This is a genomic window from Clostridium sp. (assembly GCF_026168755.1).
Lineage (GTDB): Bacteria > Bacillota > Clostridia > Clostridiales > Clostridiaceae > Clostridium.
The window spans coordinates 26,634-41,122 of sequence record NZ_JAPFDR010000008.1; the positions used below are offsets into that span (position 1 = coordinate 26,634).

At 28.3% G+C, this 14,489-nt stretch carries 13 protein-coding genes; 8 read left to right on the forward strand and 5 right to left on the reverse strand.

The features are described from left to right. Positions 1-3 precede the first annotated feature (3 nt). Complete coding sequence (locus tag Q0Y03_RS04920; RefSeq protein WP_297712724.1) at positions 4-798, reverse strand: metal ABC transporter ATP-binding protein; 795 nt, start codon at positions 796-798, stop codon at positions 4-6. Continuing rightward, the gene (locus Q0Y03_RS04925) at positions 795-1,766 is read right to left on the reverse strand and encodes a metal ABC transporter substrate-binding protein (RefSeq protein ID WP_297712725.1); all 972 of its coding nucleotides are present in this window, start codon (positions 1,764-1,766) and stop codon (positions 795-797) included. Before Q0Y03_RS04925 ends, Q0Y03_RS04920 begins: the two co-directional genes overlap by 4 nt. A 308-nt stretch (positions 1,767-2,074) precedes the next feature. Here Q0Y03_RS04925 and Q0Y03_RS04930 point away from each other — a divergent pair, with 308 nt between their 5' ends. Beyond that, the gene (locus Q0Y03_RS04930) at positions 2,075-3,382 is read left to right on the forward strand and encodes an NCS2 family permease (protein WP_297712726.1); all 1,308 of its coding nucleotides are present in this window, start codon (positions 2,075-2,077) and stop codon (positions 3,380-3,382) included. Positions 3,383-3,480: 98 nt separating this feature from the next. Here the strand turns inward: Q0Y03_RS04930 and Q0Y03_RS04935 are convergent, their stop codons facing one another. Beyond that, positions 3,481-3,921, reverse strand: coding sequence for a MarR family transcriptional regulator (locus Q0Y03_RS04935; protein ID WP_297712727.1), 441 nt, complete (start codon positions 3,919-3,921; stop codon positions 3,481-3,483). A gap of 183 nt (positions 3,922-4,104) precedes the next feature. On the opposite strand from Q0Y03_RS04935, the gene Q0Y03_RS04940 reads away from it, so the two are divergent. Further along, positions 4,105-6,348, forward strand: coding sequence for an ABC transporter ATP-binding protein (locus Q0Y03_RS04940; RefSeq protein WP_297712728.1), 2,244 nt, complete (start codon positions 4,105-4,107; stop codon positions 6,346-6,348). Further along, a complete protein-coding gene (locus Q0Y03_RS04945) occupies positions 6,341-8,191 on the forward strand; it encodes an ABC transporter ATP-binding protein (RefSeq protein ID WP_297712729.1) in 1,851 nt (616 codons plus the stop codon). The genes Q0Y03_RS04940 and Q0Y03_RS04945 overlap by 8 nt, the downstream gene beginning before the upstream one ends. Before the next feature lie 72 nt (positions 8,192-8,263). On the opposite strand, the gene Q0Y03_RS04950 is transcribed toward Q0Y03_RS04945, so the two are convergent. After that, on the reverse strand, positions 8,264-9,505 hold the full coding sequence (locus Q0Y03_RS04950; protein ID WP_297712730.1) for a LysM peptidoglycan-binding domain-containing protein: 1,242 nt from the start codon (positions 9,503-9,505) through the stop codon (positions 8,264-8,266). 55 nt (positions 9,506-9,560) lie between these two features. Here Q0Y03_RS04950 and Q0Y03_RS04955 point away from each other — a divergent pair, with 55 nt between their 5' ends. Then, positions 9,561-9,833, forward strand: coding sequence for a CarD family transcriptional regulator (locus tag Q0Y03_RS04955; protein WP_297712731.1), 273 nt, complete (start codon positions 9,561-9,563; stop codon positions 9,831-9,833). A gap of 79 nt (positions 9,834-9,912) precedes the next feature. Here Q0Y03_RS04955 and Q0Y03_RS04960 read toward each other — a convergent pair whose 3' ends face one another. Then, positions 9,913-11,262, reverse strand: coding sequence for a [Fe-Fe] hydrogenase large subunit C-terminal domain-containing protein (locus Q0Y03_RS04960; RefSeq protein WP_297712732.1), 1,350 nt, complete (start codon positions 11,260-11,262; stop codon positions 9,913-9,915). 153 nt (positions 11,263-11,415) lie between these two features. Between Q0Y03_RS04960 and Q0Y03_RS04965 the strand changes: the two genes are divergently transcribed. The 4 genes from Q0Y03_RS04965 to hcp all read left to right on the forward strand — a co-directional run bounded on the left by Q0Y03_RS04965 (position 11,416) and on the right by hcp (position 14,479). Continuing rightward, entirely contained in the window at positions 11,416-11,604 is a 189-nt protein-coding gene (locus Q0Y03_RS04965; protein ID WP_297712733.1) for a two-component regulator propeller domain-containing protein, read from the forward strand. Between the two features lie 124 nt (positions 11,605-11,728). Further along, positions 11,729-12,034 carry an ATP-binding protein gene (locus Q0Y03_RS04970; protein WP_297712734.1) on the forward strand — a complete coding sequence of 102 codons (306 nt, stop codon included), beginning with the start codon at positions 11,729-11,731 and terminating at the stop codon, positions 12,032-12,034. Between the two features lie 15 nt (positions 12,035-12,049). Further along, a complete protein-coding gene (locus Q0Y03_RS04975) occupies positions 12,050-12,730 on the forward strand; it encodes a Crp/Fnr family transcriptional regulator (RefSeq protein ID WP_297712735.1) in 681 nt (226 codons plus the stop codon). A gap of 99 nt (positions 12,731-12,829) precedes the next feature. After that, entirely contained in the window at positions 12,830-14,479 is a 1,650-nt protein-coding gene (gene hcp / locus Q0Y03_RS04980) for a hydroxylamine reductase (protein ID WP_297712736.1), read from the forward strand. Positions 14,480-14,489: the final 10 nt, after the last annotated feature.

Below are 14,489 nucleotides of genomic sequence, written 5' to 3' on the forward strand. Positions count from 1 at the left end.
ATCTTAAATTCCTCCTGTTTTAGATGAGTCTCCATTAGAATGATTTAATGATAATCCGAATATTTTTTGTGTAGCAGGATTATTAAAAACTTGCTTTGGAGTACCAGAACAAACTATTGTGCCATTTACAAGTGCTATACGGTCAGAATATTTATAAACTAAATCTAAATCATGAGAAACTAAGATAATTGATAAATCATAATTCTTTTTGATGTCCATAAGTATTTCATAAAATAATTCTAGTCCATTTTGATCAACTCCAGATACGGGCTCATCTAATAGTAGTATATTAGGAATTGGATCAAGAGCTAATGCAAGTAGAACTCTTTGGAGTTCTCCACCAGATAAAGCTCCAAGACGTCTATCTATTAAATGAGGAACTTTTACTCTTTTTAAGCTTTCTAATACATCTTCACGTATTTTCTTTTTAGGTCTTAGCCATGAAGGCAGAGAAGTCTTACAACAGACAAATAAATCAAGCACACTAATAGGAGTATCTTTATCAAATGTTAAATATTGAGGAACATATCCAATTATAGGTTGATGATATTTATTATCATTTTGCCCAATAAAATTTAAGTTTCCAGAATGTTTAACTTCTCCAAGTAAGGCTTTAAGTAGTGTGCTTTTACCAGCTCCGTTTGGTCCAATAATAGATGTAAGTTCTCCACAATGAATATGGAGATTTACATCTTTAAGTATTTCATTATTACCAATAGTAACAGAAAAGTTTTCAATTTTTGTGCAGCAAAAGTTATTGCAGCTATTATTTTTATTAAAGTTAGCTTTTTTTATCATTTTAACGCCTCTTTTAATACATCAAGATTTTTTTTCATTTTATTTATATAATCATCGTAAGCATCAGTAGTAGAGTCTCCTGTTACTATAGGATCTAGTTCATAAACTGTAGCACCAGTTTCAGTAGCGATAGTTTCTGCAACCTTAGAAGAATATTGAGGTTCAGTAAATAGAGAGTTTATATTTTTAGCTTTTATAGTGTTAATTATCTCTTCAATTTCTTTTGCTGAAGGTTCAGAATCAGGTTCTATTTCAATAACCCCAGCTATGTTTAAATTAAATTCTTCAGCAAAGTAAGGAAATGCTTCATGGAATGTAATTATATCTCTATTTGGTAAGTTATCTAACTCTGCATGCATTTCGTTTTTTAAGTCTTCTAATTTAGAAACATAAGTGTTGGTATTTGCTTCGTAAGCTTCTTTATTCTCAGGATTTAAATCTTCAAGTTGAGAAGAAATATTTTTAACTTCTTCTATGTTACCTGTTACACTAACCCATACATGAGCATTATATTCATGATCATGCCCATCATCTTCAGAGTGCTCATCTTCAGTATCGTGATCATGATCGTGGTCATCATGGCTGTGAGTATCATCTTCTAGAAGAGAGAGACCTTTAGTTGCATCAACTATTTGAAGATTAGGGTATTGTGAAATTATATCATCTAAAAAAGATTCCATTCCAGCACCATTTACAACTAGAATATCAGCCTTTTCTAATGTTTTTAAATCTTGAGGTGTAAGCTGATAATCATGAAGACATCCTGTTTGTGATTTAGTCATATTTGTAACAGTTACATTTGGAATATCTTTTGTAATGTTAATTGTTGATATATATAGTGGATAAAAAGAAGTTACTATATTTAAAGTATCTTCATTAGTTTTATTTGAATCTACATTATTACAACCTATAAATAAGAATGATGTTGTAATAAGTAGTGTCAGTAGTTTTGGGAATTTTAATTTCATAACCTGTCCTCCTAAAGTCAAATGATAATAATTTGCAATTATAATAAACATTATACTACTTTTATCAAAAAAGTAAATTAAAAATTTTATTTTAATTTCTAGGGAATAGTATATATATATCTAAAAAAAATATAAAAATGTATAAAAAGTTATTATGTGTGAACGAATGAATAAAAAAATGAAGAAATGTTCGTTAAAAGTATTGGCATTTTAAAAATTTCTGCTATTATATAAAAGTAAACTCGTTATATAATTAGAGAAATGAGTAAATTTTAAGTAATAAAAGGTAAAAAGGAGATTATATTTTAATGAACAATTTTTTAAATAATTTCTTTAAGCTTAAAGAAAACAATACAAATGTTAAAACAGAATTTATAGCTGGTATTACTACATTTATGACTATGGCATATATATTAATAGTCAACCCTTCAATTTTATCAGCTGCAGGAATGGATTCAGGAGCTGTATTTACGGCAACTGCATTATCAGCAATAGTTGCAACGTTAGTAATGGGGTTATATGCCAAATTACCTTTTGCTCAAGCACCAGGTATGGGATTAAATGCGTTCTTTGCATATACTGTAGTTTTATCAATGGGATATTCATATCAATTTGCATTAACGGCAGTTTTATTAGAAGGATTAATATTCTTATTATTAACAGTATTTAATGTGAGAGAGGCTATTGTTGATTCAATTCCAGTAAATATTAAAAGAGCTATTTCTGTTGGAATAGGATTATTTATAGCATTACTTGGACTTGAAGGAGCTGGAATAGTTGTTCATCCTGCTGATGATGGAACAATAGTTTCTTTAGGTAATATTACGTCAGGAACAGGACTTTTAGCAATTATAGGAATAGTAGTTACAGGAATATTGGTAGCAAGAAAAGTTAAAGGGGCTTTATTCTTAGGAATGATAATAACAGCAGTAATAGGTATACCAATGGGCATAATAGATATTCCTAATAAAATATTTAGTATGCCACCATCAATAAGTTCAACATTTATGCAATTTGAATGGAATAATATTTTCTCTTGGGATATGGCAATAGCATTATTTACATTATTATTTATGGATATGTTTGATACAATAGGAACTTTAGTAGGTGTTGCAACTAAAGCAAATATGCTAGATAAAGATGGAAAGGTTCCTAATATTAAAAAGGCTCTTTTAGCAGATGCGGTAGGAACAACAGTAGGAGCATGTCTTGGAACAAGTACAGTTAGTACTTTTGTTGAAAGTGCTGCAGGTGTAGCAGAAGGTGGAAGAACAGGATTAACAGCAATATCTACAGCATTTATGTTTTTCTTAGCATTATTCTTATCACCTGTATTTGGAGTAATTACTTCAGCAGTAACAGCTTCAGTTTTAGTTGTTGTTGGATTGTTTATGATTGAAAATATAAAGGAGTTAGATTTAGAAGACTATACAGAAGCAATTCCGGCATTTTTAACAATAATAATGATGCCATTTGCATATTCAATCTCAGATGGGATAGTATTTGGTGTTGTATCATATATTATATTAAAGGTATTTACTGGAAGATGGAAAGAGGTTACTTGGACTACAGTAATAATTGGAATAATATTTGTAATGAAGTTCGTATTTATATAAAATTAAATTTTATAAAAGCTCACTTTGATGAAGAGACAAAGTGAGCTTTTATTTTTAGAACAAATTTTTATATTTAAAAATATAGTATAAAGGTGATTCTAAAATTTCTTTATTACAGTTAATAATGTATCTAAAGAAGAAGATAAATTGCTTATATCTTCATCACTTAAAGGAGAAAGTTTTTCTTTTATTACTTCTTTAATATATTCTTTACCCTCCCTTAAAACTTCTAGGGCTTTAGGCGTAGCTTGTATTAATATAACTCTCCTATCAGTAGGATTATAATCCCTAGTAACAAGGCCATCTTCAACTAATTTATCGATTACAGGTGTCATATTAGGCTTAGATATACAAAGTTCTTTTGCCATTTTAGAAATAGGAAGTGGTCCGTTATGAACTAAATAAAATAATACTTTTATATGTGAATGAGGAATATTAAATTTTTTTGCAAGAACATTAGGGTTAAAAATATGTTTATTTAGAGAGAATAATAATAGATATAAATTATCAGATATATCATTTAAATTTAAAGTAGTCATGTTAGCCTCCTTACAATACTAATTGATAATATTATAATCTATTAAAAAATAGTTTACAATATATAGTTATAAAAATATAACTATTATAAAAAGTAACAATTTTTATTGACAGAGAATAGTTATAAAAATATAATTATTATAAAAATAGAAATATATTAAATTTAAATAAGGAGAGGAGAGCTTATGCTTAATTTATTAAAACACTTAAAGCCTTTTCTTGGTTCAATGATGCTTGCAATAGCACTTTTATTTGTTCAAGCTATATGTGATTTATCATTGCCAGACTATATGTCCAATATAGTTAATGTAGGAATACAACAAGGCGGAGTAGAAAATGCTGTTCCTAAAGTTATTAAATCATCGGAAATGGAAAAATTATTTATTTTCATGAATGATGATGAAAAAAATGTTATCAAGGATAATTATACTTTGTTAGATAAAGATAATCTTACTACAGATGAGTATAATAAGTATGTAAAAGATTATCCAGAATTAAAAAATGAAAGTACTTATAAGTTAAATACTGGTAAAGAGGAAAAGATAGACAAGTTAAATGATATATTTGGAAAGCCAATGCTTATTGTTTCAATGTTAGAATCACAAGGGTTAGAAGGAGTTCCTGGTATTGATAATATGGCTCCACAAGGCATGGATTTATCTACTATGGATTCTTTTGAAATGCTAAGTATGATGTCTCAAGAACAAATAGATAATATGTTAGCAAATGTAGATGAGAAATTAGAGGATATGCCTGAGAGTATGATAACTCAAGCTGCTACTAGTTATGTTAAGGAACAATATAAAGAAGTTGGAATTAATACTGATAAGCTTCAGTCTAACTATGTAATTATGTCTGGATTAAAAATGGTAGGTATTGCTTTAATTAGTATGGTGGCTACAGTTATTGTAAGTTTTATTGCGGCAAGAGTTGGTGCTGCATTAGGTAGAAATTTAAGAAAAGATGTATTTAAAAAGGTTGTAGGATTTTCAAATACAGAATTTGATGAATTTTCAACGGCATCACTTATTACAAGAACAACAAATGATATACAACAAATTCTTATGCTTGTTGTAATGGGATTAAGAATTGTATTCTATGCACCAATCTTAGGTATTGGAGGTGTTATTAAAGTTATTAACACTGGAGCATCAATGGGATGGGTAATTGTAGTTGCAGTAATATCAATATTACTTTTAGTAATTGTATTATTCAGTTTTGCTATGCCAAAGTTTAAAAGTGTACAAAAGCTTGTTGATAGACTAAATCTTGTTACAAGAGAAAGTTTAACTGGTATGCTTGTTATTCGTTCATTTAGTACTCAAAAGCATGAAGAAGAAAAATTTGAAGTTGCTAATAAAAACTTAACAAGAACAAATCTTTTTGTTAATAGAGTTATGACAGTAATGATGCCATTAATGATGTTCATTATGAATGCAATAACATTATTAATTGTATGGGTTGGAGCACATAGAATTGATGAAGGTATTATGCAAGTTGGAACAATGATGGCATTTATGCAATATACTATGCAAATAATCATGGCATTCTTAATGATATCAATGGTTTCAGTTATATTACCAAGAGCAATGGTTTCTGCTCAACGTGTATCTGAAGTTCTAAATATTGATGTAGCAATTAAAGATTCTGAAAAACTACAAATGTTTAATGAAGATGAAAAAGGAACTATTGAATTTAAAAATGTTTCATTTAGATATCCTGGTGCAGATGAAGATGTAATAAGTAATGTTAGCTTTAAAGCATTCCCAGGAGAAACTACTGCATTTATTGGTAGTACTGGTAGTGGTAAATCAACATTAATTAATTTAATACCTCGTTTCTATGATGTAACAGAAGGTGAAATATTGATTGATGGTGTAAATATAAAAAATGTATCTCAATATGATTTAAGAGAAAAAATTGGATTTATTCCGCAAAAGGGACTTTTATTCTCTGGTACAATTGAAAGTAACTTAAAGTATGGTGGAGATCATATAGCTGATGAAGATATGATAAAGGCTTCTGAAATTGCTCAAGCAATGGAGTTTATAAACAGTAAAGAAGAAAGATTTAATACAGAGATTGCTCAAGGCGGTACAAATGTATCTGGTGGACAAAAACAAAGATTAGCAATTGCTCGTGCTATAGCTAAAAATCCAGAAGTATTTATATTTGATGATAGTTTCTCTGCGTTAGACTTTAAGACTGATGCTAAACTTAGAAAAGCAATAAATACTGAATTAAAAGAAAGTACACTTTTAATTGTTGCTCAAAGAATAAGCACTATAATGAATGCAAATCAAATTATAGTTCTTGATGAAGGCAAGGTTGTTGGTAAAGGAACTCATAAAGAGCTTATGGAAAACTGTGAAGTTTACCAACAAATAGCTCTATCACAACTTTCAAAGGAGGAGCTTTCAAATGAGTAAACATAAAATGAGAGGCCCAATGGGTGGAGGTCCAATGGGTGGAATGGCAAGAGGTGGCGAAAAGGCTAAAGATTTCAAAAAGACTATGAAAACTCTTGGGAAATATTTAAGGCCTTATAGATTATCAATAATAATAGTTATAATATTTGCTATTGGTTCTGCTGCATTTTCAATTGTAGGACCAAAGATATTAGGGGAAGCAACTACAGAGATATTTAATGGATTAGTAAAAAAAGTTACAACTACTAATGCAGAAGGAATTAATTTTACTCGTATAGGAGAAATAATTTTATTTTTAGTAGGACTATATTTAGTTAGTGTAATTTTCTCATTAGTACAAGGATGGGTAATGTCAGGAATTGCCCAAAAGGTATCCTATAATATGAGAAAAGAAATATCAGAAAAGATTAATAGAATGCCTCTTAAATATTTTGATACTAAGACTCATGGTGAAGTATTATCAAGAGTAACAAATGATGTTGATACTGTAAGCCAAACTTTAAATCAAAGTTTATCACAAATGTTAACATCAGCAACTACACTTATTGGTGTACTTATAATGATGTTCTCAATAAACTGGATAATGACATTAGCTTCATTAATTGTAGTACCAGTATCAGCAGGGTTAATTGCTTTTGTTGTTAAGAAGTCTCAAAGATATTTTAAGACTCAACAAGAGTATTTAGGATATGTTAATGGTCAAGTTGAAGAAGTTTATTCTGGCCATAATGTAATGAAGGCTTTTAATGCAGAAGAAAGAGAAATTAATAAATTTAATGAACTTAATGATACACTTTACAATAGCGCATGGAAATCACAATTTTTATCAGGTATGATGATGCCTATAATGACTTTTGTAGGTAACTTAGGATATGTAATAGTATCAATACTTGGTGGATGGCTGACTATTAAAAAGGTTATTGAAGTTGGTGATATTTTATCTTTCGTTCAATATATTAGGTCATTTATGCAACCAATTGCTCAAACTGCACAAATAGCCAATGTACTTCAATCAACTGCAGCAGCTGCTGAAAGAGTATTTGAATTCTTAGATGAAGAAGAAGAAAGTTTAGACGTTGAACATCCAGTAAGCACTGAAGAGATAGAAGGAAAGGTTGAGTTTGAAAATGTTCATTTTGGATACAATCCAGAAAGAACTATTATTAACAATTTTACAGCTCGTGTAAAACCAGGTCAAAGAGTTGCTATAGTAGGACCAACTGGTGCTGGTAAGACAACAATGGTTAAGCTTCTTATGAGATTCTATGATGTTAATGATGGTGCTATTTTAATCGATGGACATAATATTAAAGACTTTAGAAGAAGTGATTTAAGAAAAATGTTTGGTATGGTTCTTCAAGATACATGGTTATTTAATGGAACTATAATGGAAAACCTACGTTATGGTAGATTAGATGCTACAGATGAAGAGGTTAAAGAAGCAGCTAAAGCAGCTCATGTTCATAGCTTTATAAAAACATTACCTCATGGTTATGATATGGAACTTAATGAAGAAGCAAGTAATGTATCACAAGGTCAAAAGCAATTATTAACTATTGCCCGTGCAATACTAGCAAATCCTAAGATATTAATACTTGATGAAGCCACAAGTTCTGTTGATACAAGAACAGAAGTATTAATTCAAAAGGCTATGGATAATTTGATGAATGGAAGAACTAGCTTTATAATTGCACATAGATTATCTACTATTAGAGATGCAGACCTTATTCTTGTTATGAAAGATGGGGATATAGTTGAGCAAGGAAATCATGAAGAGTTATTAGCTAAGAATGGATTCTATGCAAATCTTTATAATAGCCAATTTGAAGGTGCAGAAGCATAAAAGTTAACTATTAAAATAACAAATATAAGTAATTAAACTTTAACAAGGTGGATTATAAAACCCACCTTGTTTTTAACATAGCTTAATTTTTTGACCTACTGTAATAAGATTTAAATCTGATATATTATTAAGTTCTATTATCTTATTAATGCTTAAATTAAACATTTCAGAAATAGTTTCTAAGGAGTCTCCCTCTTTTATTTTATATACACCAGATGAATAAAGTTGAAGTACTTGACTTTTAGAAAGTCTATTTAGATTTTTTATATTGTTTAATTTAGCAATCTTCTTATAACTAATATCAAATTTATTAGATATATTAATTAGTGTATCTTTATCTTTTACTACATAGGTAAAGGGATATTTACAGTTTTGAACTTTCCACTGGATAATATTAATATCATCTGTTGGGATAATAGGATTAAAATAATCTGTATAAGGATGATTGTTAATTGTTATATATATTTTTTCAGTTTTATAATAATTTTTTAAGGTATTATAAATACAATCAAAGAAGGCTTTTGTTTTAAGTATATTTTCTTTTAAAATATTTATAATACCTTCGTGAAAGTCTATATGAGCAAAATTATCTTTATAATTATAATACATTTTATTAATTTTTGTATTACGATTTATTAATGGGAGCAATCCTATAGGAGGTGTTTGGAGGAGCTTAGAAAAGCCTAAAGTTATATCTTCATTGGTATTATAGTTTAAAGTTTTATTTGAATACCAAATAGTATTTAAATTTTCATCAGGATAATATATTTTAACATTTTCAGAGAAAGAGGAATTTTCTATTATCTCTTCAAGCTCACAATATAATAATCCTCTTTTTTTTATATAATATATACTTTTAACAAGACCTATGCCTAGTACATAGTAATCTACAGAAAATTTAGATTTATCTTTAGATACAGTAACAATTTCTAAGGCTGAAGGAAATAAGTTAAATTGAGTTTTAACTTTTATATCTACGTTAGTGATACAACGTTTGCTTCCATCAGATAAAAGCCACATATTATTTTTAACAACAGGCTCCCTTATTAAATAATTATCCATATTATTAGATTCATCTAAGAAATTTTGATGATGACAAGCATTTCTAATTTGAAAGGAAAGTTTAATCCCATTATTAGTATATTCGTAAATATTTACGTTATTGGTTGTACCGTTATCAAATCTAACCTGAATTTTATTATTATTAAAATAATCGATTGAACTTTTGAAGTTAATTAAATTATTATTAAAACCTCTATAAATATACATTGAATTTGAATTATGTGGAAAGTATTCTTTGGATTTTATACTCATAGTAACTCACCTCGTAATCATTTGTGTGGTAATTTTGTTATTGATATTACAGTATATGAACAAGATTGAAACTTTGTTTAATATAGGAGATAAAATTGTTTATCCAGGTCAAGGAATCGGTGTTGTAGATTGTATTGAAGAGATGGAGTTTAAAGGTGAGAGGCAAAATTATTATAAAATAGATATTGTTAATAGTACTATGAAACTTAAATTACCAGTTAGTAGAGTAGAATTTACTAATATTAGATTAATAAGTAATAGTAAGGAAATAGATACTGATTTAAATAATTTTAGTGATTTTATTGTTAATGAAGAGGAAATAAAATAGAAGAGAATTTTATTATTAAAAATGAGTTATGTCAATTAGGCATAACTCATTTTTATATTATATAAAATTAATAGAATAATTAAAAATCTCTTTCCAAAATGCTTATTTTATTAGGATCTTCAAAATCTTTTAATGAGTCTATTCCTAATTTATCTAAGACATCATCAAGAATTTTACTATGAACAGCTACTTTTATTGAAGCATCGTAGGCAAAGTTATCCACTGCCTTTTTACCTTCTTCAGGAGGAACTAGAATTTTAGGACCACCAACACAACCACCAACACAACCCATACCTTCAATAAAGCTTGCATTTGCTTTACCAGCTAAAGCATCATTAAGCACTGCTTTACATTCTTTAACTCCCTCTGCTTTTCTAGCTTTAAAGTTTTTAATGTTATTCGGATAAAGTTCTTCTACGGCTTCTGAGACCGCAATTGAAACTCCTCCAGTACGAGCATATAATCTTCCGCCTCTAGATGTATATTCTATAGATGGAATTCCTTTTAAGTCTCTAGGATGAATTTCTAAAGATTCAAAGATATTATTAAGCTCTTGGAAAGTTAAGACAAAGTCAATTGCACCAGCAACATCTTTTTCCTTTGCTTCTGCTTTTTTAGCTATACAAGGCCCTACAAATACGACTTTTGCATCATTATTTAAAGATTTAATTACTCTACCAGCTGCAATCATAGGAGAAACTGAAGGTGAAAGGTTAGGAAGAAGTTCTTTATAAACTTTCTTTAACATCCCTACCCACATAGGACAACAACAAGAAGTTATCATTAAGTCATTTGGACCTTTTACATGTTTATTAAATTCAACTGCTTCTTTTATAGTCAACATGTCAGCAGCAAAAGCAACTTCAATCATATCTGTAAACCCAATTTTAATAAAAGCAGCTCTTAATTGATCCATAGTAACATCACTACCAAATTGACCTATAATAGCAGGGGCAACAGCAGCGATTACAGTTTTATTATTTTTTAATAAATCTAATATTGGCAGAAATTCTATTTTGTCTAAAATACGTCCATTATTACAGGAATCAACACAAATACCACAATCAATACAAACATTATTATCAATAAATGTTGTATTATTATCAGAATCAAATTTTATCGCATCAAAGGGGCAGGCTCTTTGACAACCATATGTATTATTTTCATCAGGATTACAGTTTGTACAGGAGCATTCTAGTTTTTCTACTATTTTTTTATTTACATTATAATTAGTTATTGCTTTTTTTAAGTTATAAACATAATTATTATCAAAGTCAACTTTTACTCCACATAATGAAGTAATTATTTCAAAAGTTTCTTGTGGAGAATTTTCATGGCAAGTAATTATTTTATTAAGGGTCTCATCAAAATTCCCATCATAATAAGATTTTATTAATATATCAAACAGATCAGTGTACTTACTATTCATCATGTACCTCCTAAAATAGAAAGAATAAATAATTCTGTATAATTTAGTATATCTCTATTACCATATGAAAATACTTAAATTTAATATTAAAATTAAATTATTTAATTTTAATGTTTGTATTTATTTCATTATGTATATTTTGCAATAAAGCTTATGCTAGTGATAGATATACTATTAACTAAAAATATTAAAAATGATAATAATAGCATTAGTAATAATATGATTAGTTCATTAGTAGAAGATAATGATAAAAATTTATGGATAGGTACTGATGGTGGACTAAATAAAATGAATTTAGAGGAAGAATTTATAATGGGGTTTGGTCTGATATATCGGAGGTAAATATTAAAGTAAAGAATTCTATTTGGAAAACTCATATAGCATATATAATATTTATATATTATAATTAAGTAAAAATATTAGATGCATTAGTGATACATCTAAAATAGGTTCAGGGTTTTATAGGTTGGATAAGGTTCAAGTTAATATAGTAAATCTTGTTGAAGATACAGCTTTATCTATGGTTGAACTTGCTGAGGTTAAGGGATTAGAAATCATAGTTGACACAGAGATTGAGGAGTTATTTATAAATTGTGATAAGTTAGATATAGAAAGATGTATAATAAACTTAATTGGAAATGCTATTAAATTTACTGAAGCTGGGAGAACGATAACGATTACTATAAGTGAGTTAGACAAAAATGTGAAAATTAGTGTAGTTAGTGAAAAGGGAAAGGGTAGTGAATTTATTATTATATTACCTATACAATAAAAAAGGAAGTATTCTATGGAAGAAATAATTAAAATAATAAAGAAAAATCAATTATTTATTGGATTAAGTGATGAAACTATAAAAAATGTTTTGAAAGAAATCCAATATTATATAAAAACATATAGTAAAGGTGAAATAATTGCAAATGAAGATGATGAATGTAGAAGCTTATCATTAGTATTGGATGGAACTGTAGAAATACAAAGATTATATTCTAATGGAAAATATATAGTATTAAGCAGAATATTTGAAGGAGATGTATTTGGAGAAGCCTTAGTATTTTCAAAAGCAAAGACATATCCTGCGACTGTAATAGCATTGAGTGAATGCAAAGTACTCTTTATAAATAAGAGTGATGTATTAAAAATGTGTTCTAATGAAGAAAAAATATTGGAAAATTTTATTTCGCTATTAAGTGATAAAGTTTTTATTTTAAATTCCAAAATAAAAAGCATATCTTTTAAAAGTATAAGACAAAAAGTTATAAACTATATTTTAAATGAAGTAAAGGAGCAAAAAAGCAATTCTATTATATTAAAGAATACTAAAGAGGAGATAGCATCATTATTAGGTATTCCAAGACCATCATTATCACGAGAATTAATTAATTTGAGGGATATGAATTATATTGAGTTTAATAGAAAAAAAATAATTATATTAGATATAGAAAGTTTAGAAGAAGAATTATTTAATTAGAAAAAGAATCTGTAACATGTGTTACAGATTCTTTTTCTGTATATATGTAGAATAATCACATAGAGATTAAAAAATACATTTTAAGAGGAGATTTTAAATATGGAAAATAAGATGTTTTGTTTTCAATGTCAAGAAACTGCAGGATGTGCAGGATGTACTAAGTTTGGTGTATGTGGAAAAAGTCCAGAACTTGCAAATATGCAAGATTTATTAATATATGCTACTAAAGGATTATCAGAAGTAACAACAAGAGTAAGAAAAGAAGGAAAAAAGATTGATAAAGAGTTAAATCATTTTATTACATTAAACCTTTTTACAACTATTACAAATGCAAATTTTGATAACGAAGTATTTTATGGTAGAGTAAAGGAAACTTTAAGAATAAAAAGAGAGTTAATAGAAAAATTAGATAATAAAGAAAATTTATCAGAAGTTGCTTTATGGGAGACATCTTCAAATGAAGAAATGTATAAAAAGTCAAATAGTGATGAGGTTGGAGTTCTTGCAACTAAGAATGAAGATGTAAGATCATTAAGGGAACTTATAACTTATGGATTAAAAGGGTTATCAGCATATTCAAAACATGCTAATGCTTTAGGATATGATAATGAAGAAATAGATGCATTTATGCAAGAGACTTTAGCTAAGCTTTTAGATGATTCATTAACTGTTGAAGAATTAATTGCTTTAACATTAGAAACAGGAAAAGTAGGGGTAGATGGTATGGCATTATTAGATACTGCTAATACTGAAACTTATGGAAATCCTGAAATAACAAAAGTAAATATAGGAGTAGGTAAAAATCCAGGTATCTTAGTATCAGGACATGACTTAAAAGATATTGAACAATTATTAATTCAAACAGAAGGAACAGGAGTAGATGTATATACCCACTCAGAAATGTTACCAGCTCACTATTATCCAAACTTAAAGAAGTACAAGCATTTAGTAGGTAACTATGGTAATGCATGGTGGAAGCAAAGAGAAGAATTTGAAAGCTTTAATGGACCAATATTAATGACTACTAACTGTATAGTGCCACCAAAGAATGAAAGCTATAAATCAAGAATGTATACAACAGGAGCAGCAGGCTTCGAAGGTTGCGTTCATATAGAAGCTGATGAAAATGGCGTTAAAGATTTCTCTGCAATAATTGAACAAGCTAAGAAGTGTAAGGCACCAACAGAAATAGAACAAGGAGAAATTATAGGGGGATTTGCTCATGCACAAGTATTAGCATTAGCAGATCAAGTTGTTGAAGCTGTTAAAATTGGAGCTATTAAGAAATTCTTTGTTATGGCAGGATGTGATGGAAGAGCTAAATCAAGAAATTATTATACAGACTTTGCAAAAGCTTTACCAAAGGATACAGTGATATTAACAGCAGGATGTGCTAAATATAAATATAATAAGTTAGATCTTGGAGATATAAATGGAATTCCAAGAGTTTTAGATGCAGGTCAATGTAATGATTCTTATTCATTAGCATTAATAGCATTAAAATTAAAGGAAGTATTTGAATTAGAAGATATTAATGAATTACCAATAGCATTTAATATTGCTTGGTATGAGCAAAAGGCTGTAATAGTATTATTATCATTATTATATCTTGGAGTTAAGAATATACACTTAGGACCAACACTTCCAGCATTCCTTTCACCTAATGTAGCTAAAGTTTTAGTTGAAAACTTTGGAATTGGTGGTATTACTAATGTTGAAGATGATTTAAAAATGTTTATGGAAGAATAGAAATTTTAAA

Coding starts and splice junctions, on each gene's coding strand:
- Q0Y03_RS04920 (WP_297712724.1), bottom strand. CDS start 798: ATGATAAAAAAAGCTAACTTTAATAAAAATAATAGCTGCAATAACTTT.
- Q0Y03_RS04925 (WP_297712725.1), bottom strand. CDS start 1,766: ATGAAATTAAAATTCCCAAAACTACTGACACTACTTATTACAACATCA.
- Q0Y03_RS04930 (WP_297712726.1), top strand. CDS start 2,075: ATGAACAATTTTTTAAATAATTTCTTTAAGCTTAAAGAAAACAATACA.
- Q0Y03_RS04935 (WP_297712727.1), bottom strand. CDS start 3,921: ATGACTACTTTAAATTTAAATGATATATCTGATAATTTATATCTATTA.
- Q0Y03_RS04940 (WP_297712728.1), top strand. CDS start 4,105: ATGCTTAATTTATTAAAACACTTAAAGCCTTTTCTTGGTTCAATGATG.
- Q0Y03_RS04945 (WP_297712729.1), top strand. CDS start 6,341: ATGAGTAAACATAAAATGAGAGGCCCAATGGGTGGAGGTCCAATGGGT.
- Q0Y03_RS04950 (WP_297712730.1), bottom strand. CDS start 9,505: ATGAGTATAAAATCCAAAGAATACTTTCCACATAATTCAAATTCAATG.
- Q0Y03_RS04955 (WP_297712731.1), top strand. CDS start 9,561: ATGAACAAGATTGAAACTTTGTTTAATATAGGAGATAAAATTGTTTAT.
- Q0Y03_RS04960 (WP_297712732.1), bottom strand. CDS start 11,262: ATGAATAGTAAGTACACTGATCTGTTTGATATATTAATAAAATCTTAT.
- Q0Y03_RS04965 (WP_297712733.1), top strand. CDS start 11,416: ATGCTAGTGATAGATATACTATTAACTAAAAATATTAAAAATGATAAT.
- Q0Y03_RS04975 (WP_297712735.1), top strand. CDS start 12,050: ATGGAAGAAATAATTAAAATAATAAAGAAAAATCAATTATTTATTGGA.
- hcp (WP_297712736.1), top strand. CDS start 12,830: ATGGAAAATAAGATGTTTTGTTTTCAATGTCAAGAAACTGCAGGATGT.